The sequence below is a fragment of the Planomonospora sp. ID67723 genome (genome assembly GCF_015711605.1).
Lineage (GTDB): Bacteria > Actinomycetota > Actinomycetes > Streptosporangiales > Streptosporangiaceae > Planomonospora_A.
This window is the reverse complement of the sequence record NZ_JABTEZ010000002.1, coordinates 1,571,021-1,592,663: the sequence shown is the minus strand read 5'-3', so window position 1 is coordinate 1,592,663 and position 21,643 is coordinate 1,571,021. Positions and strand designations below refer to the sequence as shown.

Sequence of the window (21,643 nt, the reverse complement as noted above, 5' to 3'; positions counted from 1 at the left end):
CCTCAACGGTATGCCGTCACTGCCTTTCACCAGCAGCCTGCGTGAACGCTCCTGTGCGGGAGCTGAGACAGACTGAGAGGGCTCACAGACTTCTCAGCCGGGTCTCAGGCGCGCTGCCCGACAATGGGCGGGTCAGGTGAAAGGGGCAACAGATGCGGGTTCTCGTCGTGGAGGACGAGCGGCGGATGGCCGCGGCGCTCCAGCGCGGGCTGCAGGCCGAGGGGTTCGCGGTCGACCTCGCGCACGACGGCGAGGACGGCCTGCACCTGGCCAGGCAGGGCGAGTACGACGTGGTCGTGCTGGACATCATGCTGCCGAGGCTGTCGGGCTACAACGTCTGCAAGCAGCTGCGCGCCGAGGAGAACTGGGTGCCGATCCTGATGCTGTCGGCCAAGGACGGCGAGTACGACATGGCCGACGGGCTCGACCTGGGCGCCGACGACTACCTCACCAAGCCGTTCTCCTACGTGGTGCTGGTGGCCAGGCTCCGGGCGCTGCTGCGCCGCGGCGGGAGCCGCCGGCCCGCCGTGCTGCAGGCCGGGGACCTCTCCCTGGACCCGGCCCGGCGCAGGGTGGCCAGGGGGGAGACCCCGGTGGAGCTGACCCCCCGGGAGTTCGCCCTGCTGGAGTACCTGCTGCGCCGGCACGACGAGGTGGTCTCCAAGACCGAGATCCTGGAGCACGTCTGGGACACCTTCGACACCGATCCCAACGTGGTCGAGGTCTACGTCGGCTACCTGCGCCGCAAGATCGACGTGCCGTTCTCGCGCAACGCGCTGCAGACCGTGCGGGGCGCCGGATACCGGCTGGCCGGCGATGGAGGCTGAGCCGGGCTCCGGAGCCGGACTCCGGCCGGCCGGGCGGCCCCGGAAGGAGGCGGGCGCCCGCCGTACCGCCGGGTGGTGGCGGCGCAAGAGCCTGCGCTTCCGGCTGACCGCGGCCGCCTCGGCGGTGCTGGCGGTGGCGCTGGCGGTCTCGGCCTACGTGATGATCGGGGTGCTCGGTCAGGCGCTGATCGCCACGATCGACGATTCGATCTACCAGCGGGCCCGGGAGATCGTCTCGCAGGCCGACGCCGGGCAGGTACCGGACGAGCTGGCCTCGCCCGACGGCGTCCTGATCCAGGTGATCGACTCCGCCGGTCGCATCACCCACGCCACCACCGGGACCGACCGGCTGGTCCCGCTGCTGGACGCGGCGGAGCGGTCGGCGGCGATCGCGGAGAAGCGGGCGCGTTTCCTGCACGGCGGGCCGTACGGGATCCCGCACATGCTGCGCGTGCGGGTGCTCAGCGCCGACGAGGGGCGGACGGTGATCGCGGCCCGGCCCTTCAGCGAGGTCGAGACCAGCCTCCGCACCGCGGGACACGTGCTGTTCGTCGGCACCCCGCTGCTGCTCGTGCTGCTCGCCGGGGTCAGCTGGGTGATCATCGGCCGGACGCTGCGGCCCATCACCGCGCTGCGCCGGGGCGCCGAGGAGATCACCGGCACCGCCCGCTCCCGCCGCCTGCCGGTCCCCGAGTCCCGCGACGAGGTGCACAGCCTCGCCACCACTCTCAACGCCATGCTGGACCGGCTGGAGCGGGCCGACGCCCGCCAGCGGGCCCTGGTCTCCGACGCCGCGCACGAGCTGCGCAGCCCCCTGGCCAGCATCAGGCTCCAACTGGAGGTGGCGCTCGGCCATCCGGGCGGGCAGGACGACTGGCGGGAGACCGCCGAGGGCGTGCTGGAGGACACCACCCGCCTGACCCGGCTGGCCGAGGATCTGCTCGCCCTGGCCCGCCTGGACGAGCGCGGCGGCGCGCTCGCCCGCAGGGAGCCGGTCGGGCTGGACGATCTGGTCCCCCAGACCCTGGAGCGGTACGGCGGGGCCGTGGTGTTCAGGATCGGCGGCGGCCCGGCGGCCCGGCCCGGGGACCCGGCGGGGAACGGCTCCCGGGCGGGCGACCCGATCGTGGTGGCCGGGGACGCCCTGGACCTGGGGCGGGTGCTGGTCAACCTGGTCGACAACGCGTTGCGGCACACCGCCGCCCCTGTGGTGGTCGAGCTGCGGGCACAGGGCGCGGACGCGCTGCTCACCGTCACCGACGACGGGCCGGGCATCCCCGAGGCCGACCGGGAGCGGGTCTTCGACCGGTTCACCCGGCTGGACAGCGCGCGCAGCCGGGACGAGGGCGGGGCCGGGCTGGGCCTGGCGATCGTCCGCGAGACGGTCAACGCCCACGGCGGCGCGGTCCATCTGGAGGACGCCTCCCCCGGCCTGCGCGCGGTGGTGCGGCTGCCGCTGTCCTGACCGCCCCACCGGCCGGCCGGCCGGCCACGCTCAGGCAACCCGCGGTCGTCCGTTCCTCCCGGTGAGAGGGCCGGCGCGATTCCGTGACCCCCATGGCCGACATATCTCAATCAATCAATTGATTAGGCAGGAAGGGCAGACATACTGTCACTTCCGTCGCGTGCCTGGCGGGAACGTCTCGGCCTCGCGTCCCCGCCCCGCCCTCCTCCCGGGGAGCCCTCGGTGATCGCCTGCCCTCCGCCCGGCCGCGGACGCCCGCCCCGCCCGGGCCCGGTGGGCGCCGGGGTCTTCCCAGCCGTACGACAGAAGGAGTCTCCATGAACCTGCCCGACAAGGGCCGCGACGCCGGCGAGCTGCTGACGGAGATCGCCCGGCTGAAGGAGGCCGACCTGCCGGTGCGGGGAGGCAGGGTGACCGCCTACGTCTACGACACCGGCCGCCCGGAGGTGCACGAGGCGGCGACGCGGGCCTATGTCGAGATGCTGGAGGTCAACACGCTCGACCCGACGGCCTTCCCCAGCGTGGTGGAGATGGAGCGGCAGGTCGTCGGCGCGGTCGCGGACCTGCTCGGCGGCGGCACCGGGATCTTCACCAGCGGCGGCACCGAGTCGATCATGCTGGCGGTGAAGGCGGCGCGCGACTCCCGCCCGGTCGCGGGCCGTCCCCGGATGGTGGTGCCGGTCACCGCCCACCCGGCCTTCCACAAGGCCGCGCACTATCTCGGGGTGGTGGTGGACGCGGTGCCGGTGGACCCGGTGACCTTCCGGGCGGACGCCGCCGCGGTGGAGGACGCCATCACCGGCGACACGGTCCTGGTGGTCGCCTCGGCGCCCTCCTACCCGCAGGGGGTGATGGACCCGGTCGAGGCGATCGCCGCGGCCGCCTCGGCGCGCGGCGTGCTCTGCCACGTGGACGCGTGCGTGGGCGGATGGCTGCTGCCCTGGCTGCGCGAGGCCGGCGCCGAGATCCCGCCGTTCGACCTGTCGGTGCGGGGGGTCACCTCCATCTCCTGCGACCTGCACAAGTTCGGCTACTCCCCCAAGGGCGCCTCGGTCGTGCTCTTCGCCGACCCCGCGCTGCGCCGCGCCGCCTACTTCGCGTCGGCGTCGTGGCCGGGCTACACCGTGATCAACGCCACCGTGCAGAGCTCCAAGTCCGCCGGCCCGCTCGGCGGCGCCTGGGCGACCCTGCAGGCCCTCGGCCGGGAGGGCTACCTGGAGCTGGGCCGCACCACCCTGGCGGCCGCCCGCCGCCTGCGCGAGGGCGTCGCCGCGATCGGCGGCCTGCGGGTGCTCGGCGAGCCCGAGTCGTCGCTGGTCGCCTTCACCTCCGATGAGATCGACGTGTTCGTGCTCTCGGACGAGGCCAGGAGGCGCGGCTGGTTCCTGCAGCCGCAGTTGTCCTACGCCGGCATCCCGGCCAACATCCACATCACCGTGACCGGGGTGACGCTGGGCGGCGTGGAGGCGATGCTGGAGGTGATCGCGGAATCGGCCGCGGCCGCCCGGGAGCGGGGACCGGCCGAGTTGCCGGAAGGGCTGGTGGAGCTGGTGGCGGAGCTGGACCTGGAGGCGCTGGACGACGCGGCCTTCGGCGAGCTGGCGGCCTCGGTCGGGGTGGACCTGAACGGCTCGGGCCAGCCGGAGATGGCGGTGGTCAACGCGGTGCTCGACGCGCTGCCCGCCGACCGGCGGGAGGCGGTCCTGATCCGCTTCCTCTCGGTCATCTACGGCTGAGCAGCCGGCGCACGCCGTTACGTCCACGCCTCTGTCCGGAACGGAGTATGTAACAAATAAATTTACGTCAGTCAGGATATTGCAGCAAAAATCGTGGCGGTTCACGATAAGGGCGCTCACCTCCGTCCGGAACACCCTACGAGGGCTCCGGATTCACCCCCCACCAGGAGGATCGTCATCATGAGCAGGATCTCCCCCGCCCGATTAACCGGACTCACGGCCGCGGCGCTGGCGCTCGTCCTCGGGACGGCCCAGCCCTCCTCCGCCGACCCCGCGCCCCAGGGCGCGATCACGGCCGCCGACAGCCCCACCGCCGTCGCCGGCAGCTACATCGTGGTCCTCAAGGGCCAGCTCACCCGCGCCGACCGGGACCGCAGGGCGCGCGAGGTCGCCGACGCCGAGGGCGCCTCGGTGAGCGCCGTCTACCAGCGCGCCCTCAACGGCTTCGCCATGAAGGCGACCGAGGCGCAGGCCCGGGCCGTCGCGGCCCGCTCCGACGTGGCCTACGTCGAGCAGGACCAGGAGTTCAGCCTGATCGAGCAGCCCGCGCGGCAGAGCGTGGCGCAGGCCGTCGCGTCGTGGGGTCTGGACCGGGTCGACCAGCGCAACCTGCCGCTGGACGGCAACTACACCCCGCCGAACAACGGCTCGGGCGTGCGCGCCTACATCATCGACACCGGAATCCGGATCAGCCACTCCGACTTCGGCGGGCGGGCGCAGAACGGCCGCGACGTCTACGACGACGACAACGACGTGGCCGACTGCAACGGCCACGGCACCCACGTCTCGGGCACGGTCGGCGGAAGCCAGTACGGCATCGCCAAGGCCGTCACGCTCGTCGGCGTGCGGGTGTTCGGCTGCGGCAGCACCACCTCCACCTCGATCATCATCGAGGGCGTGGACTGGGTGACGGCCAACGCGGTCAAACCCGCCGTGGCCAACATGAGCCTGGGCGGAGGTGCGAGCGCCGCGCTGGACACCTCCGTGCGCAACTCCATCAACTCCGGCGTCGTCTACGCGCTGGCCGCGGGCAACGAGAACACCGACGCCTGCACGCGCTCCCCCGCCCGGGTCGCCGAGGCGATCACCGTAGGCGCCACCACCAACACCGACGCGCGCTCCTCCTTCTCCAACTACGGCACCTGCCTGGACCTGTTCGCCCCCGGCTCGTCCATCACCTCGGCCTGGCACAACGGCGACACGGCCTCCAACACCATCAGCGGCACCTCGATGGCCTCCCCGCACGTCGCGGGGGCCGCGGCCCTGCTGCTGAACGCCGGCCCGTCGTCCACCCCGGCGCAGGTCCGCGACGCGATGGTCACCGCCGCGACCACCGGCGTGGTGAGCAATCCCGGCGCCGGCTCCCCCAACCGGCTGCTGTTCGTCGGAGGGGGCGGCGGCGGCCCCGACCCGACCGTGGTCTACTCCGACGACTTCGAGGCCGACCGCGGCTGGACGGTCAACCCGGGCGGCTCCGACACCGCGTCCACGGGCCGCTTCGAGCGCGGTGACCCCGGGCAGACGACCAACGGCGGCACGGTGATGCAGCCGGGGACCACGCCCAGCGGGAGCAACGCCCTGGTCACCGGTGCCGCGGCCGGGTCGAGCGTGGGAGCCGGCGACATCGACGGCGGCGTGACGAGCGCCCAGTCACCGGCCATCACGCTTCCCGCGAGCGGCACGCTCACGCTGTCGTTCTCGTGGTATCTCGGCCACCTCACCAACGCCAGCAGCGCCGACTACATCCGGGTCCGCGTGGTCGGCACGACCACCACGACCGTGCTGGACCAGCGGGGCGCGGCGTCCAACCGGGCCGCCGCCTACGCCACCGCAACCGCGAACGTCTCGGGCCACGCCGGCCAGACCGTCCGCATCGTGGTGGACGCCGCCGACGCCTCAGGCGCCAGCCTGGTCGAGGCCGGAGTCGACGACGTGAGGATCACCGCTCAGTAACCCTTCGGAGAACCCGGAGACCTCCGGAAGAAGTGAGGCTCCACCCCGCCTCACCTGGCCGGGCCACCCGTTCCCCCCGCGGGTGGCCCGGTCCTGTCCGTCTTCTGTCCGCACGGTCTTCTGTCCGCACGGCCCCGCCCCGTCAGGGCAGCTCGGCGAAGCGCTCGACCTGCTCGATCTTCCCCGCGATGATGATCACGTCGCCGTAGCCGAGGACGGTGTCCGCCCCGGCGTAGGTGAACTCCTCGCCCTGTCCTTTGACGCAGACCACCGTCACGCCGTACTTGCGGCGCAGGTTGGTCTCCCCGAGCGGGACCCCGATGTAGTCGCGCGGCGGGCGGGTCTTGACCAGCGCGTAGTTCTCGTCGACCTCCATGTAGTCGAGCATCCGCCCGTTGAGCAGGTGCGCCACCCGTTCCCCCATGTCGTGCTCGGGGAGGATCACGTGGTGGGCGCCGACCCGCTCCAGGATCCGGCCGTGGTCGCGGCTGATGGCCTTGGCCCAGACGTCCTCGATCTCCAGCTCCACCAGCAGGGAGGTGGTCAGGATGCTGGACTCGATGTCCGTGCCGATGGCGACCACGGCCCGGTAGAAGTCCGGCACACCGAGCTGGTTCAGCGCCTCCAGGTCGGTGGAGTCGGCCGCGACCACGTGGGTGAGCCTTCCCGCCATGCTCTGGACCACCTTGGGCCGGTGGTCGATGGCGAGCACCTCGGTGCCCCGGCGTACCAGCTCCGCCGCGAGCGAGCTGCCGAACCGGCCCAGCCCGATCACCACGACGGGATCGTTCCTGGCGTCAGGCAACGGTCGTCCTCTCTTCGGAGAGCCCGCGGAGACGGGCGACGGCGGCGAGGGCCGTACGGGCCGAGGCCGCGTCGTGGACCCGGAACACCCGGGCGCCCTGCCACGCGGACACGGCGAGAGTGGCCATGGTACCGGCGTGACGCTCGTCGACCGGCAGGCCGCCGAGGGTCTCGCCGACGAAATCCTTGTTGGAGACCGCGACCAGAACCGGCCAGCCGGTGGCGGTCATCTCGCCGAGGCGGCGGCTGACCTCCAGGGAGTGGTAGGTGTTCTTGCCGAAGTCGTGCGCCGGGTCGATGAGGATCGACTCGCGGGGGACCCCGGCGGCGGCCGCCCGCTCGGCCAGCTCGGTGGTGTAGCCGATGACGTCGGCCACCACGTCGTCGTAGGCGATGCGGTGCGGACGGGTGCGCGGGGCGACGCGTCCGGCGTGCGCGCAGACCAGGCCGAGGCCATGGTCGGCGGCGACCCGCGCGAGGGCCGGATCGACCCCGCCCCAGGTGTCGTTGAGCAGGTCGGCGCCCGCCGCGGCCACGACCTCGCCGACCTCGGCCCGCCAGGTGTCGACGCTGATGATCAGATCGGGATAGCGATCGCGGACCGCCGCGACCAGGTCGGCCACCCTGCGGATCTCCTCGGCCGGGTCCACCTCGTCACCGGGGCCCGCCTTGACGCCGCCGATGTCGACGATGTCCGCACCGCCGCGGACGGCCCCGTCCACCGCCTCCAGGGCGGCCTCGAAGCCGTAGGTCCTCCCCCTGTCGAAGAACGAGTCGGGGGTGCGGTTGACCACCGCCATGATCGCGAACTCATCGGGCCGGAACTCACGGCCACGCAGGCGCAAGATAGTCATCGGGACCGAGCCTATCGCCCGGTGCCGGAGAGGCCGGCGCTCCCACCTGCGCCGCCTCTGTGGGGTGTCACAACGGTTCTCACGGGCGCCGTGCCCGCGGCGGTCCTACGCGGCCGACCCACCCTCGGCCACGGTCAGGAACTCCTGCGCGACGGCGGGCAGCCGCCGCCGCGCGTGCACGATGGCGATCACCCGGCGGACCGAGGGATCGAGGGGCCGGACCACCAGGCCGGCCCTGGCGGCCTGCTCGGCCATCCCGCGGTACCAGAGCAGGGAGGCCGCGCCCGCGCGGACCGGCCCCAGCCAGTTGCCGCGCTCTTCGGTCTCCAGGGCCGCCACCGGGGCGACGCCGTACTTGGCGAACAGCGAGTCGAACTCCCTGCGCCGGGCGCTGCCGGAAACCGGCAGCACCAGCCGCATGCCGTTGAGCCTGCTCATCGGCACCGGGTCGGGCAGGTCGAGGCCGGGCGGGGAGATCAGCACGATCTCCTGCCGCTCCAGCGGATGGCTGATCAGATCGGTGGGGACGGGCAGGTCCGTGAGGCCGATGTCGGCCCGCTGGTTCCTGATGGCGTTCACCACGCCGTCCCGTCCGTCGCAACGGACGATGTGCACTCGCACCCCTGGGTGTTCGGCGGTGTAGGCGGGGAGGATCCGCCCGGCCAGTCCCGGCTCGAGGCTGGGCGTCGAGGCGATGCGGAGCTCCGCCTCGGACGAGTGGCCGTGGGTGGACAGCGCCTCGATCTCGTGAACGGCGTCGAGCGCCTCCCGGGCCAGCTTGACCACCCGGCGCCCCTGCGCCGTGACGACCACGCCGCGCCCCGAACGGGCGAACAACGTCATTCCGAGCTCTCGTTCCAGGTCTCTGATCGCACGGGAGAGCGCAGGTTGTGCGATGTACAGCGACCTGGCCGCGTCGGTCATGGTGCGGTGCTCCGCCGTCGCGACCACGTAGCGGAGCTGCTGCAGATTCATGGCTCCGAAGCTAGGACAACGGAAGCGGCCGGGTCCGGCACATCGCGGAGATCACCTCGAATGATTTCGGACCGTAGCCGAATACGGTCACATCCGTGACGGGTGATAAATCTGGGGGCTTACGTCCAGAATTATGCAAAGGCCCCGGCGATTCGGCCGTACCGGACCTCCAGCGCCGTAGAGCCACGGAACGGCAGTCAACGGGCAGCACCCTCCAGCGTCACCCTCATCCCACAGACACCCGCGGCGGCCGCCTTCCCCCGGCCTCCATCGATTAAACGGCCATTCACCCTAGCTTGGGCATCTGTCTGTCATGTCCGGGTATGGGGGCTAGAATCCAGGGCAATTCTGTGCAATCGGGGGACCTCGGCCGTTTTGCCAGGTGAACCGGGACGAAGACCGAGTAGGAAGCGGTGTGACGATGCGCCTTGGGCAGGACTCGGGGGATCTCTCCGGTGAGGCCGGGAAACGGCGCCCTCGCCGGCGCGGGAGCCGCGCGGCCCGGCCTGCGGGCGTGCCCGACGCGCGTGCCGACCGCGCTCCCGCCTCCTCTCCGGAGCACACCCCGGGGGATCGCGCCGGGGCGGCGGCGACCGCGGCCTCCGCGGCGGAGCACGGAGCGCTCCCCGCGCAGGCGCCGGCCGCCCGGGCGCAGCACGGCGCGGCGGCGCGCGGCGGGACCGCCACCCAGGTGAAGCACGATCCGGAGCCCGTGCCGCAGGACGGCGGACCCTCCCGGGACCGCCGCCCTCACCCGCCCGCACCGGGCCCGGCCGCCCCCGGCACCGGCGGCTCCGCCGCGCGGCCCAGGTTCGCCCGGCCGCTGACGACCGGCTCGCTCATCGGCTGGACCGCGCTGTCGGCGATCCTGCCGGGCATGGCGCACCTGCGGGCGGGGCGCCGCCGTACCGGCTACGTCCTGCTCGGCGCCTTCGGCGTGCTGCTGGTCCTGGGAGTGATCGCCGGGATCACGCTCACCGGCGAGGGCAACACCGGCATCGCCTCCCGGGACGGCGTGCTCGGCCTGGTCGCGGGCCTGGCTGCGCTCGGCGCGCTCGGCTGGTTCCTGCTGGTGATCTCCTCCTACATCGCGCTCGGCCCCAACCGGCTCAACAGCACCGGCCAGATCGTCTCCGGCATCGTCATCGGCACGCTCTGCGTGACAGTGATGGCCCCCTTCGCGCTGGCCGCCAGCACGGTGCTGACCGCCAAGGAGACGATCAACGACATCTTCCCGAACGCGCCGCAGGACCCGGCCGCCCCCACGTTCAAGCCCGAGGACCCGTGGAACGGGCAGGACCGGGTCAACTTCCTGCTCATCGGCGGCGACGGCGCGGGCAACCGAGAGGGCGTGCGGACCGACAGCATGAACGTGGCCAGCATCCACATCAAGACCGGCAACACCGTCATGTTCAGCCTCCCCCGCAACCTGCAGCACGTGCGCTTCCCGCCGTCCAGCCCGCTGGCCAAGCAGTTCCCCGACGGATTCATGCGCGAGCTGCCCAACGGCGGCCTGCTCAACGAGGTCTGGCAGTACGCCGAGGACCACCCGGAGATCATGGGCCGCAAGCACCAGGGGCCGCGGGCGCTCATGGACGCGATCGGCTACACGCTCAACCTGAAGATCGACTACTACGCCCTGATCAACATGTACGGCTTCGCCCACCTGGTGGACGCCATCGGCGGGCTGAAGATCAGGATCGACCAGGACGTGAAGTACGGCGGCTCGTTCGGCACCGCCGGCACGATCAAGGCGGGCTACCGCACGCTCTCCGGCGAGGAGGCTCTGTGGTACGGCCGCTCGCGCGTCGGCAGCGACGACTTCTCCCGGATGGCCCGCCAGCGCTGCGTCATCGGGGCCTTCGCCAAGCAGGCCACCCCCGGCACCGTCCTGACGAACTTCACCAAGATCGCCGGCGTGGCCAAGAAGGCGGCCCAGACCAACATCCCGCGTGACATGCTGGAGCACCTGACCAACCTCGCACTGAAGGTCAAGGACGCGAAGATCACCAGCCTGCAGTTCGTGCCGCCGGAGTTCTACACCGGCTCCCCGGACTGGCAGAAGATCCGCGCCGCGACCGCCAGAGCCCTGCGCCAGTCGCTTCAGCCCAGCCGCCGCTCCCTGGCCGGCCGGGCGACGCCCACGCCGGGCGCCACCGGTGCCTCCCCGACCCCGACGCTCACCGCGCCGAGCAGGACCCCCACGGCCAACAAGAGCGCCCAGTCCCTCGACGAGCTCTGCGGCATCTGACGGAGCCGTGACGCCCGGGGCCTTCCGGCCGCCCCGGGCCCGCGCTCCGTCCGCCGGCGGCGCGGGCCCGGGGGCCCGATCAGGACCCCGCAGGGGAACGGCTCAGCCCGCGGTCCGGGCGCCCCTGGGCAGCAGGGCGAACGCGCCCAGGTAGAGCGCGCCCGCCACGACCAGCAGCGCCTGGTAGCCGACGACCAGCGCCAGGTACTCCAGGCAGCCGCCGACCATCGCGCCGAGCAGGTTCGCGCCGAAGGCCGTGGTGCCGTCGGCCGAGTCGGCGAAGCGCTTGGCGAACACCACGTTGGCCGCGAAGATCGGCAGGAACGCCACGACCACGGCGACCACCGCGCGCAGCGGCACCGGCAGACCCAGCAGCCAGGAGTTCGGCACCAGCCAGGCCAGCACCAGGCCGGCCAGGAGCACGCCGTACATGACGGGCAGCGACGGGGTGCGGAAGCGGCGGGTCACCTCCACCGCGGCCAGCACCGCGACCAGGACCCCGGCGAACACGATCGCGTTGACCACCCAGGTGGTGCCGAACAACAGCGCGAACCCGGTCACGCTCTTGGTCTCCAGCAGCAGGAACGCCACTCCCAGCAGGAACAGGTCGGCGTAGGGGCGCATCCGGGCGTACGGCCCGGCGACCGCGCGGACCGCCAGCACGCTCACGATCAGGATGAGGAGCAGGGTGATGACGTAGATCTCCGGGATCGTCCGGTCCTTGAGGTAGAGGAAGGGCCGGTCGTCACCGGAGGGCGGCGGGGTCGCCGCGGTCGCCCCCGCCCACTCGGCGCCGCAGGCCTGGTCGGCGGCGCCGAGCCCGGAGGTGATCACGGCCTGCTGGCCGGTCTCGCTGACGATGTCCACGCACGGCTTGTGACCGAAGGCGGCCTGCACCGTGGAGGCGAGCCGGTCCACCAGCCAGCTCTCCCGGTAGTAGTTGTACATCGAGAAGGTGCCGCCGGGCTTGAGGCGATCTCTGGCCGCCTCCATCGCCTCCTTCGTGAACAGGTAGCTCTCCAGCCGCAGCGAGCTGGCGCCGGAGACGAGGGTGAGCGAGTCGGGCAGCGCGAACAGGATCAGGTCGTACCTGCGGCCGGTCTGCTCCAGGAACGCGCGCCCGTCGGTGACGTGCGTGGTGACCCGGGGGTCGTCGTAGGGCCGGTCCGGGTGGTAGGTCCCGCCGAGCTGCCGGAGCTTGGGGTCGATCTCCACGGCGTCCACCCGCCCGGCGCCCTTGGACAGCGCGATCGCCACGTCGGTTCCGCTGCCCGCGCCCACGATCAGCACGTCGTCCAGCCGCCCGGCGGCCGAGCGCTCGTACGGCAGGGCGTACTGCCGCTCCCACTCCAGCCGCCTGTCCGCCGGGACGGCCCGCTGGTGGGGGATCCCGTTGACCTGGATGTCCATCACCGGCACGTCCTGCTCGGTGAAGCGGCTGTGGGTCACCTTGTAGTACGGCGACCACAGCGCCCCGGCGGTCAGCGTCTCGGCCGCCAGCGCCGCGACCACCACCAGCGACGGCACGGCCAGCGCGACCCGGGCCCAGACCCGCCTGGGCCGCAGCAGGACGGCGTAGGCGAGCGCGGCGATCACTCCCCACACCACCGGGGGCGCGCCGAGGAACGACAGCGCGGTGAACAGGCCGATGCCGGTGAGGCTGCCGATCAGGTCGTAGCGGTAGGCCTCCAGCCGCCCCAGTTCGGGGAAGCAGCGCCCGACCAGCTCGGCCGGGCCCATCAGCACGATCGCCGCGGCGGCGAAGACCACCGGCAGGATCAGCCAGGCCGGCGGTCCGGCGGTGCTGAGACTGGTCCAGTACAGCACGCCCTCGGTCTGCCGGTCGACGGTGACCGGGAAGACCAGGACGACCATGACCAGGACGGCCAGCGTGATCGGCGAGTAGTACGGCTGCCGGGCCGTGCGGCCCACTCTCAGGAACCCCAGCCCGATGCCCAGGAACGAGCCGAGCAGCACGAAGTTGGTGAAGTAGCTCAGATGCACGATGTTCGACCCGGTCCACCGGATCAGCGCCAGTTCCAGGAAGAGCATGAAGGCACTGGCCACGATCAACCTGGGCCGGGTGGCCAGCCAGTGCGCGCGGACGTCGTGGCGGGGAGGTGGCGTGGTCTGCGCCGCTGCTGTCATGCCGTCAAACGCTAGTGATCCCTGTCCCGCCGGGGAAGGAAAAATGACCACGATGGTTTGCGGAGTTCGCACCCGAGGATGCTGGTGAGAGGCGATTTGGACCGGTGGACGTGATCGTCATGATGAAGGAATGTGGTGGGGTGCGTTTCCCCTAACCGGTTTCCCGACCAGCAGGTGGTGGCATCATGCGCGTCCTGATCCAGCTCCGCCCCTCATCCGACCTCGTCGCGGCCGTGACCGACCCGGCCGTGAGCGTGACCGCGGCCGACGTGGCCGGCGGCCTGCCCGGGATCGCCCTCGACTCCTCCTTCGCGCCGGTGGCGGTGCCGCGCCCGGTGCCCGCCGCCGGGGGCGACCCCCTGTCGATGAGCGGTCCGCTGACCTTCTCCCTGGCGGCCGAGGACGCCTCGGTCCTGGTGCGGGGGGAGATCTCCGACGACGAGTTGTCCACCCGGGTCAGCCTGCTGCCCGGCACCCGGCCCGACGTCGTCGGCGTCTTCGCCGACCCCGTGATCGAGCCGTACCTCACCTGCGGCGGCGATCCACCGGTGGGCGACTGGCACGACGTGGAACGCCTGCTGGCCGTCGCGGAGCTCGCGGCCGGCGGCCTGGACGGCTCGGAGGTGGCGCTGGCGGTGCTCGACACCGGGATCAACCTCGACCACGTCTCCCGCCACCTGGACCGGGAGGTGGCGCTGGACGCCGAGCGCAGCTGGGTCCCGGGCGGAGTGGACGGCACGCCGGGCCGGTTCGACGTGGACCACGGCACGATGTGCGCCTTCGACGCGCTCATCGCCGCGCCCAAGGCGACGCTGCTCGACCTTCCGGTTCTGCTCTCCCGGCGCCAGGGCGGTTCCGCCCTGGACGGCCTGCTCTCCGACGCGGTCGCGGCCTTCGCCCACCTGCGCGAGGTGCTGGGCGCCCAGCCGGAGGAGAGCCGGGCCCTGGTCGTCAGCAACAGCTGGGGGTCGTTCTCCCCGCGCTGGGACTTCCCGGTGGGCCACCCCGGCAACTACTCCGACAACCCCGCCCACCCGTTCAACGTGATCGTGGCCAGCCTGGAGCAGGCGGGCGCCGACATCCTGTTCGCCGCCGGCAACTGCGGACGCGACTGCCGCGACGGCCGGTGCGCCTTCCCCGACCGCCCGATCGTGGGCGCCAACTCGCACTCCGCCGTGCTGTCCATCGGCGGCGTGGACGTCGAGAACGAGCGGGTCGGCTACTCCTCCCAGGGACCCGGCCGCCTGGCCAAGCGCAAGCCGGACGTCTGCTCCTACACGCACTTCTCCGGTTCCAAGGCCTTCGGCGACGACCAGCCCGACTCCGGCACCTCCGCGGCCTGCCCGGTCGCCGCCGGTCTGGTGGCCGCCGTCCGCACCCAGTGGCCCGCCTCCCGGCTGTCCCCCGCCCAGTTGCGCACCCTGCTGCGCCGCACCGCCGACGACCGCAGCACCGCCGGGTTCGACTACGACTACGGCTACGGCATCACCGACGCGAAGGGCATCCTCGCCGCACTGCGGCGCAGAAAAGACGCGTAGCGTAGGGTCCATGTTCCTCGTCACGGTACGGCTCCCGCCCGAGGCGACGCTGGCTCAGGCCATCGAGCGCCTCGGGCTCTCGGAGGACGACGTCGACACCGGTTACGGCCTGGTGCTGATCGACCCCACCCAGGATCTGTACGGCCTGCGCGTCACCGAGGCCGCCGCCCGCCGGATCGATCCCGCCATGGGCGAGGGCCCCTACTCCGACCCGCCCATCGAGCCTTTCGGCCCGCCCCGGTAGCGACGCGGCGGATGATCGCGCACGGAGGCGGGCGGGCCCCTGTAGACCGCCGGCGCGGGCTCCCTCCGTCTTCCCGTGTCTTCCGTCAGGCGTTCTCGCGGTTGAAGATCCGGGTGCCGACGGCCACGCACGCCAGCGTGAGCACGACGGTCGCCGCGGCCCCCGCCGCCACCGTCCAGGTGGCGTAGCGGCCCGCGAACAGGTCGCGGATCGCCTCCACCACATGGCGGAACGGGGTGGCGAGGGAGATCGCGTCCAGCCAGGCGGGTGCCATGGACATCGGCAGGAACGCTCCGGACAGCAGGACCAGCGGGACGATCGCGGTGCCCATGACCGGCGCGAAGAGGTCGGGGTTCATGGTCAGCGCGATCGCGTTGGACAGCGCGGCCAGGCCGACGCCGAGCAGCGCCATGAGGACGAGCCCGGCCAGTACGCCGGGCAGCGGCGCGCGCAGGCCGAAGGCGTAGCCGGCCGCGAGCAGCACGACCGACTGGATCAGCAGCGTGAACGAGCTGCCCAGGACCCGGCCGAGCAGCAGGGCCGTGCGGTGCGCCGGGGTGACCCGGAGCCGCTCCAGCACGCCGGAGCGCGCGTCCATGACGATGCCGAACCCGGCCAGGCCCGCGCTGAACAGGGCGACCTGGGCCAGCAGTCCGGGGACCAGCGTCTCCCAGGTGCCGATCGTGGCGAACAGCGGGCCGAACAGCACCAGGTAGAGCAGTGGCTGCAGCACCCCGAAGACGATGCCCGCCTTCTGCCGCAGGGCGATGCGGGTGTTGTGCCGGAAGACCAGCCAGGTGTCGCGGATCGCGTTCACGCCGCCCCTCGCTTCCCCGCCGTGCCGGCGGCCGCCGTCCCGTTCCCCGCCGCTCCGGGTTCCCCGGTCCCGCCGTCCTCCCTCAGGGAGCGGCCGGTGATGGCCAGGAAGGCGTCGTCGAGAGTGCCGGCACCCCCCTTGATCTCGGCAGGGGTTCCCTCCGCGACGACCGCGCCGTGGTCGATGATGACCAGCCGGTCGGCCAGCGCGTCCGCCTCGTCGAGATAGTGGGTGCTGAGCAGCACCGTCAGCCCGTCCTCGTCCCGCAGGCGGCGGATGTGGTCCCAGAGGTTGGCCCGGCTCTGCGGGTCCAGGCCGGTGGTCGGCTCGTCCAGGAAGAGCAGCGCCGGCCGGTGGACCAGGCCGAACGCCAGGTCGAAGCGGCGGCGCTGGCCGCCGGAGAGCGCGCCGCCCGCCCGGTCCGCCAGGCCCGCCAGTTCCAGGCGCTCCAGCGTCTGCGCGACCCGCTCGCGTGCCTGGGCCGGGCGCATGCCGTACAGCATGGCGTGCAGCTCGAGCTCCTCTCCCACCGGATTCAACGGGCCGATCCCGCCGTCCTGGGACACATAGCCGATGTGCCGCCGCACGCCCTGCGGATCGGTGAGCAGGTCGCGCCCGGCGACCGTGGCGGTGCCCGCGGTGGGGCGGAGCAGGGTGGTCAGCATGCGCATGGTGGTCGTCTTGCCCGCGCCGTTGGGACCGAGGAAGCCCACGATCTCTCCGGAATCCACGCTCAGATCCACGCCGCGGACGGCCCGGACGCCGCCCCTGAAGGTCTTGCTCAGACCCGATGTCTTGATCATTTCATCGCCTCCAAATTTACAGTAACACTAAATTTTAAGTCACTGCAATATTTGTCCGGCCCCATAGAATGCCGGGATGAGCGAGAGCCTGCGCGAGCGCAAGAAGCGGGAGACCCGGCTGCGCATCTCCGACACGGCGACGGGGCTGTTCCTGGCCCGCGGGTTCGACAACGTGACCGTGGCCGAGGTCGCCCGGGCCGCCGACGTGTCGGTCAACACGGTCTTCAACTACTTCGCGGCCAAGGAGGACCTGCTCCTGGACCGCACTCCCGAGATGGAGGACACCCTGGCCCGGGTGGCGCGGGAGCGCAGACCGGGAGAGAGCGTGCTGCAGGCGGTGCGCCGGGACTTCATGGAAGCGCTGGAGAGCCGCCACGAGCGTTACGGGTTCCACGAGGGCAGCGACGCCTTCACCCGGATGATCGAAGCCAGCCCGTCTCTCGTCGCCCGGGTCCGCGAGCTGAACGAGACGAGGGACCGCCGGCTCGCGCAGGAGATCGCCGGGGAAATCGACGCCGACCCGGACGACCTCGCCCCCGCCGTGGTCGCCGCGCAGATCGGCGCCGCCCTGCGCACCGTGGTGGGCTACGCCGTACGGCGGATGATGGCCGGCGAGACCGTCGAGGCCATCGCCCCGGACCTGCGCGAACGGGCCGAGCAGGCCTTCTCCCTGCTGGAGACGGGGATCGGCGGCTACTGCGTCCGCGGATAGGGAAGCGGGCTCCGCACCGCCGGGGACGGCGAGGTCCCCAGCGGCGAGGCCGGGCAGCCGGTCGGCCGCCCCCGGCCGCCGAGGCGGGGGTGTCGGCAATAAACCTAGCGCTTGCTACGATCCAGGACGGGTGGTCGCCCCGGCCGCCCGGGGTACCGCGGGCCCCTCATGCGCCGCCCGGGAAACAGGAGGCCACCATGGGTTCACGCCTCGTCGAGAGACTCAAGCCGATCTTCCAGTGGCTGGCGACGACCGACGCGTTCATGAAGGCCGGGCCGAAGATCGTGCCCCGGCTGGACCGGGCCGTGCACCGCCTGACCGGCGGCCGGCGGGTCATGAGCGATCGGATGATCCCCACCCTCCTGCTCACCACCACCGGCAGCAAGAGCGGCGAGCCCCGCGTCTCCCCGCTCGCCTGCCTGCCCGAGGCAGGCGGCTCCTTCCTGGTCGTCGGCTCGAACTTCGGCCGGGAGCACCACCCCGCCTGGAGCGGCAACCTGCTCAAGACCCCGCAGGCGGAGGTCTCCTTCCGCGGCCGGGTGGTCCCGGTCACCGGCCGCCTGCTGGACGGCGAGGAGCGGGACCGGGCGTGGGAACAGCTGCTGAGGATCTGGCCGGTCTATGACCGCTACACCGAGAAGTCGGGCCGCGAGCTGCGCGTCTTCCGCCTCTCCCCCATCCGCTGACCCCTGAGCGCCCCGGCCCGGCACCGGCCGGGGCGGGGCGGAGCGGCTCCCCGGCCGGGCGGCACCGCGCCGCGCCCGACCGACCGACCGACCGACCGACCGACCGACCGACGGGAGCAGAACCGTCAGCGGGAGTAGAACTCCACGACCATCTGCTCGTCCACCGGGACCACGATCTGCTCGCGCAGCGGGCGGCTGACCACCGTGAAACGCAGGTCTGCGTGGCTGACATCCAGATAGGAGGCGATCCGCTCGTCGGCGTAGACGCCCTCGGCGGCGGCGACGAACGGCTGCATCCGGCGGGACCGCTCCCGTACCGCGACGACCTGGCCGGGCTTGACCAGGTAGCTGGGGATGTCCACCTTGCGGCCGTCGACGGTGATGTGGCCGTGCGCGACGTACTGGCGGGCGGCGTAGATGGACGGGGCGAGACCGGAGCGCAGGACCAGGGAGGCCAGGCGGCTCTCCAGCAGCACCACCAGCTCGGCGCCGGACCGGCCGGGGCTGCGCAGCGCCATGTCCCAGTAACGGCGCATCTGCCGCTCGGAGACGTCGTAGTACCAGCGGAGCTTCTGCTTCTCCATCAGCCGAAGACCGTAGTCGCCGGTCTGGCGGCGGTTGGTCTTACGGCCGTGCTCGCCCGGGGGATAGGGCCGCTCCTCGAAGTAGCGGACGGCCTTGCGGGTGAGCGGGACGCCGGCACGGCGGGAGAGCCGCACCTTGGGTCCGGTGTAGCGCACGATCGCTCCTTGTGGTTAGGTGTGCCTTACTGAGGTAAGGCTTACCTTAGACGTAACCGTCGCCCGATCTCAAGGAGAGCCGGTCCATGCAGCACCCCGTCACCGCTCCGCCGATCCCCGAACGGGTCCGCACGCTCGCCGCGACCGCCACGCCCACTCACGTCTCCCTCGCCGGCACGGCCCGGCCCGCCCGGCCCGCCCGGGGCGGCGTGGACGCTTCCGGCCGTCCCGTCCTGCTGGTCCTGCCGGGAGACCCGCTGTACGGCGTGCGGGACGAACCGGTGGTGACCGTGGATCTGACCGCGAGCCGCTCGCTCGGCGGCGCCGAGCTCTCCCGCGGCCTGCTCAAGGTGCAGGGATGGGTGCAGACCGTGCCCGCCGGCGAGCTGCGCGAGGCCGCGGTCGCGATCGCCGAGCGCTGCCCGGACGAGGCCCTGTTCGAGGCGGTGGAGGATCCGGGGAGCCCCGGCTGCCCGCGGCTGCTCCGCGTGGACGTCGGCCAGGTGGTGTATCTCACCGGCCCCGAGTCCGGCGTGCTGGACGCCGAGGAGTATCTCGGCGCCGCGCCCGACCCTCTCCTGGCCGACGCCGAGCGCATGATCCGCCACATCAACGGCGCCCACCGGGACCGGCTGGAGACCGCGCTGGCCTCCCTGATGGCCGCCCCGGTCGCCGACGCCTGGCTGTGGGAGCTGGACCGGTTCGGCGTCACCGTGCGTTCAGGCGCCCTCGACCGGCCCACCCTGGTCCGCCTGCCCTGGCCCGCGCCCGTCACCGACGCGGACTCCCTGGAGGCGGCCCTGCACTGCCTGCTCTGCCACCGCTGACGGCGGCGCGGCCGGGCCCCGTCCCGCCGGCGCGGCACCGGCCGCGCCGGCGAACTCCGCGTCATCGGGAACGGCCGAAGAATCCGATCGGCGGCCAATGGAGAACGGCCCGGTAAATTTATTCGGAAAGCGGAATCCTAACGTTCCGGAAGTGCTTCGCTCGTGCTCCGGACGACGTGGTCGACGAATCCGTAGTCCCTGGCCTCGGTGGCGGTGAACCAGCGGTCGCGGTCCCAGTCCGCCTCGATGCGGTCCAGGGCCTGGCCCGTGTGGAAGGCGATCCTCTCGCGCATCATCTGCTTGGTGTAGAGCATCTGCTCGGCCTGGATGGCGATGTCGGTGGCGGTACCGCCCAGGCCGCCGGAGGGCTGGTGCATGATGATCCTCGCGTGCGGCAGGGCGTACCGTTTGCCGGGGGCTCCCGCGCAGAGCAGGAACTGCCCCATCGAGCCCGCGATGCCCATGGCCACGGTTACCACGTCGTTGGGGACGTACTGCATCACGTCGTAGATGGCCATCCCGGCCATCACGGAGCCACCGGGCGAGTTGACGTAGAGCGAGATGTCCCGCCGGTCGTCGTCGGCGGAGAGCAGCAGCAGTTCCCCGCAGATCCGGTTGGCCACCTCGTCGTTCACCTCGCTGCCGAGCACGACGATCCGGTTGCGCAGCAGGCGCTGATAGAGCTGATCCTCGTACGCGGGGTGCGGACTGGCCATCTTCTCTCCCTGTCCCGAGCCGGAAATCCGGCGAAGCGAATCCATGCGACCATAACGCCGGAGACCTCCGCATTTTCCCCTCGTTCGCTTTCAGCGCTTTTCGCTGACGGCGCAGAACTGAATCGCTTTTCATCCGCCCCGGTTTTCCGCGCGTTTCTCTTCTCTCCCGGGAAGGGCGGGCCCGGCCTCACCTCCATGACCTCTCCTTTACCTCGCCTCCGGCGCGTGCGCCGCGGCCCACGGGCAGGGAACGGGATAGAAGTGGCCGTGAAGACACAGGGAGCGCCCGAGGGGGGTGACGACGATGATGCCGGTCCCGCCCGACGAGGCCGCCCGGTTGCGGGAACTGGAGGATCTGCAGGCACTCGACGCTCCGCTGGAGCCCGACTTCCAGTCGATCGCGGAGCTCGCCGCCTCCATCTGCCGGACCCCGATAGCACTGGTCACCCTGGTGGGCAAGGACTGGCAGCACTTCCGGGGACGCAGCGGTTTCGACACCCCCGAGCTGGAGCGGCGAATCGGGTTCTGTCCGTACGTCGTCTCCGGCGGCGAGCCGCTGGAGGTCCCCGACGCGCTGGCCGACCCGCGTTTCCAGGACGATCCCCTGGTCGCCGGGGAACCGCACCTGCGCTACTACGCGGGGGTGCCGCTGTCCGGCGGCCGGGGCCACACGCTGGGCACGGTGTGCGTGCTGGACTACCGTCCCCGGCGGCTGGCCCCGGAACAGCACCGCACCCTGGGTGTTCTGGCCTCCCACGCCGCCGCCCTGCTGGAGCTGCACCGCCATGCCCGCCAGGCCGGCGAGGTCGCCCGGCGGCTGCAGGACGTGGAGGAGCTCAAGCAGCAGTTCCTGCGCAGCGTCAACCACGAGCTACGCACCCCGCTGACCTCCATCCGCAGCTATCTGCAGCTCATCCAGGACGGCGGGCTGGACGAGCCCACCGAGCGGAACTTCCTCGGGGTGATCGAGCGCAACAGCGAGCGCCTGCTGAGCCTGCTGGACGAGCTCCTCCTGATGGCCAGCCTCAACGCCCACACCGCCGTCTTCACCCCCGAACGGGCCAACCTGTCGGCCGTCACCCGCGAGGCGGTGGACATCTCCATGGCCAAAGCCGGGCGCAGGGACCAGGCCCTGCGCATGCACGCGCCCGCCGAGGTGCCGGTCTGGGCCGACGCCGGGCGGCTGCGGCACGCCCTGGTCCACCTGCTGGACAACGCGGTCAAGTTCACCCCCGCCGGAGGGAGGATCGACGTCGTCGTCACTCCCGGGCCCGGGCCGAGAGTGGAGATCCACGACACCGGGATCGGCATCGGGGCCGAGGACCTGGAGCACGTCTTCGAGGACTTCTACCGGGCCCCGGAGGCGGAGAGCCAGGCGATCGGCGGTACCGGCGTGGGCCTGTCCATCGTCAACAAGATCATCCAATTGCACGGGGGGGCCATCCGGATGAACAGCAAGCCGCACGAGGGCACCTGCGTCCAGATCAGCCTGCCCGACCCGCCCAGGTCGTAGCGCCCCGTCCGGAGTCCTCGCTGGTCCTCGCTCC

The 21,643-nt window shown here is 72.0% G+C and carries 19 protein-coding genes; 11 read left to right on the top strand and 8 right to left on the bottom strand.

What is annotated here, in order from left to right; all coding sequences use genetic code 11:
• Window positions 1–152: 152 nt before the first annotated feature.
• The 4 genes from HS041_RS19755 (at window position 153) to HS041_RS39785 (ending at window position 5,981) form a co-directional block, all read left to right on the top strand.
• On the top strand, window positions 153–827 hold the full coding sequence (locus HS041_RS19755; protein ID WP_196442124.1) for a response regulator transcription factor: 675 nt from the start codon (window positions 153–155) through the stop codon (window positions 825–827).
• On the top strand, window positions 817–2,292 hold the full coding sequence (locus tag HS041_RS39790; RefSeq protein WP_196442123.1) for a sensor histidine kinase: 1,476 nt from the start codon (window positions 817–819) through the stop codon (window positions 2,290–2,292). The genes HS041_RS19755 and HS041_RS39790 overlap by 11 nt, the downstream gene beginning before the upstream one ends.
• A 317-nt stretch (window positions 2,293–2,609) precedes the next feature.
• Entirely contained in the window at window positions 2,610–4,028 is a 1,419-nt protein-coding gene (locus tag HS041_RS19745) for a pyridoxal phosphate-dependent decarboxylase family protein (RefSeq protein ID WP_196442122.1), read from the top strand.
• 180 nt (window positions 4,029–4,208) lie between these two features.
• Window positions 4,209–5,981, top strand: coding sequence for a S8 family peptidase (locus HS041_RS39785; RefSeq protein ID WP_196442121.1), 1,773 nt, complete (start codon window positions 4,209–4,211; stop codon window positions 5,979–5,981).
• A 142-nt stretch (window positions 5,982–6,123) separates the two neighbouring features.
• On the opposite strand, the gene HS041_RS19735 is transcribed toward HS041_RS39785, so the two are convergent.
• From HS041_RS19735 to HS041_RS19725, 3 genes are all read right to left on the bottom strand, one after another.
• Complete coding sequence (locus tag HS041_RS19735; protein WP_196442120.1) at window positions 6,124–6,786, bottom strand: potassium channel family protein; 663 nt, start codon at window positions 6,784–6,786, stop codon at window positions 6,124–6,126.
• The gene (folP, locus tag HS041_RS19730; protein ID WP_196442119.1) at window positions 6,779–7,639 is read right to left on the bottom strand and encodes a dihydropteroate synthase; all 861 of its coding nucleotides are present in this window, start codon (window positions 7,637–7,639) and stop codon (window positions 6,779–6,781) included. The genes HS041_RS19735 and folP overlap by 8 nt, the downstream gene beginning before the upstream one ends.
• A gap of 105 nt (window positions 7,640–7,744) precedes the next feature.
• Complete coding sequence (locus HS041_RS19725; RefSeq protein ID WP_196442118.1) at window positions 7,745–8,614, bottom strand: LysR family transcriptional regulator; 870 nt, start codon at window positions 8,612–8,614, stop codon at window positions 7,745–7,747.
• 514 nt (window positions 8,615–9,128) lie between these two features.
• Here HS041_RS19725 and HS041_RS19720 point away from each other — a divergent pair.
• Window positions 9,129–10,865 (top strand): LCP family protein, encoded by a 1,737-nt coding sequence (locus HS041_RS19720; RefSeq protein WP_307845372.1) that lies wholly within the window; start codon window positions 9,129–9,131, stop codon window positions 10,863–10,865.
• A 102-nt stretch (window positions 10,866–10,967) separates the two neighbouring features.
• Here the strand turns inward: HS041_RS19720 and HS041_RS19715 are convergent, their stop codons facing one another.
• Window positions 10,968–13,013 (bottom strand): spermine/spermidine synthase domain-containing protein, encoded by a 2,046-nt coding sequence (locus HS041_RS19715; RefSeq protein WP_196442116.1) that lies wholly within the window; start codon window positions 13,011–13,013, stop codon window positions 10,968–10,970.
• 185 nt (window positions 13,014–13,198) lie between these two features.
• On the opposite strand from HS041_RS19715, the gene HS041_RS19710 reads away from it, so the two are divergent.
• Window positions 13,199–14,551: a S8 family serine peptidase gene (locus HS041_RS19710; RefSeq protein ID WP_196442115.1), complete on the top strand. Its 1,353-nt coding sequence runs from the start codon at window positions 13,199–13,201 to the stop codon at window positions 14,549–14,551.
• A gap of 10 nt (window positions 14,552–14,561) precedes the next feature.
• A complete protein-coding gene (locus HS041_RS19705) occupies window positions 14,562–14,795 on the top strand; it encodes a hypothetical protein (protein WP_196442114.1) in 234 nt (77 codons plus the stop codon).
• 85 nt (window positions 14,796–14,880) lie between these two features.
• Here HS041_RS19705 and HS041_RS19700 read toward each other — a convergent pair whose 3' ends face one another.
• The gene (locus tag HS041_RS19700) at window positions 14,881–15,612 is read right to left on the bottom strand and encodes an ABC transporter permease (RefSeq protein ID WP_196442113.1); all 732 of its coding nucleotides are present in this window, start codon (window positions 15,610–15,612) and stop codon (window positions 14,881–14,883) included.
• On the bottom strand, window positions 15,609–16,415 hold the full coding sequence (locus tag HS041_RS19695) for an ABC transporter ATP-binding protein (protein ID WP_196442112.1): 807 nt from the start codon (window positions 16,413–16,415) through the stop codon (window positions 15,609–15,611). Before HS041_RS19695 ends, HS041_RS19700 begins: the two co-directional genes overlap by 4 nt.
• A gap of 76 nt (window positions 16,416–16,491) precedes the next feature.
• Here HS041_RS19695 and HS041_RS19690 point away from each other — a divergent pair, with 76 nt between their 5' ends.
• Window positions 16,492–17,127: a TetR/AcrR family transcriptional regulator gene (locus HS041_RS19690; protein WP_196442111.1), complete on the top strand. Its 636-nt coding sequence runs from the start codon at window positions 16,492–16,494 to the stop codon at window positions 17,125–17,127.
• Window positions 17,128–17,324: 197 nt separating this feature from the next.
• On the top strand, window positions 17,325–17,813 hold the full coding sequence (locus tag HS041_RS19685; RefSeq protein WP_196442110.1) for a nitroreductase family deazaflavin-dependent oxidoreductase: 489 nt from the start codon (window positions 17,325–17,327) through the stop codon (window positions 17,811–17,813).
• Window positions 17,814–17,938: 125 nt separating this feature from the next.
• On the opposite strand, the gene rpsD is transcribed toward HS041_RS19685, so the two are convergent.
• Window positions 17,939–18,553 (bottom strand): 30S ribosomal protein S4, encoded by a 615-nt coding sequence (gene rpsD / locus HS041_RS19680; RefSeq protein ID WP_196442109.1) that lies wholly within the window; start codon window positions 18,551–18,553, stop codon window positions 17,939–17,941.
• An 86-nt stretch (window positions 18,554–18,639) separates the two neighbouring features.
• Here rpsD and HS041_RS19675 point away from each other — a divergent pair, with 86 nt between their 5' ends.
• Window positions 18,640–19,380 (top strand): DUF2470 domain-containing protein, encoded by a 741-nt coding sequence (locus HS041_RS19675; protein ID WP_196442108.1) that lies wholly within the window; start codon window positions 18,640–18,642, stop codon window positions 19,378–19,380.
• A 137-nt stretch (window positions 19,381–19,517) separates the two neighbouring features.
• Here the strand turns inward: HS041_RS19675 and HS041_RS19670 are convergent, their stop codons facing one another.
• Entirely contained in the window at window positions 19,518–20,096 is a 579-nt protein-coding gene (locus HS041_RS19670) for a ClpP family protease (protein WP_196442107.1), read from the bottom strand.
• A gap of 304 nt (window positions 20,097–20,400) precedes the next feature.
• On the opposite strand from HS041_RS19670, the gene HS041_RS19665 reads away from it, so the two are divergent.
• Entirely contained in the window at window positions 20,401–21,609 is a 1,209-nt protein-coding gene (locus HS041_RS19665) for a GAF domain-containing sensor histidine kinase (protein WP_230879466.1), read from the top strand.
• Window positions 21,610–21,643: the final 34 nt, after the last annotated feature.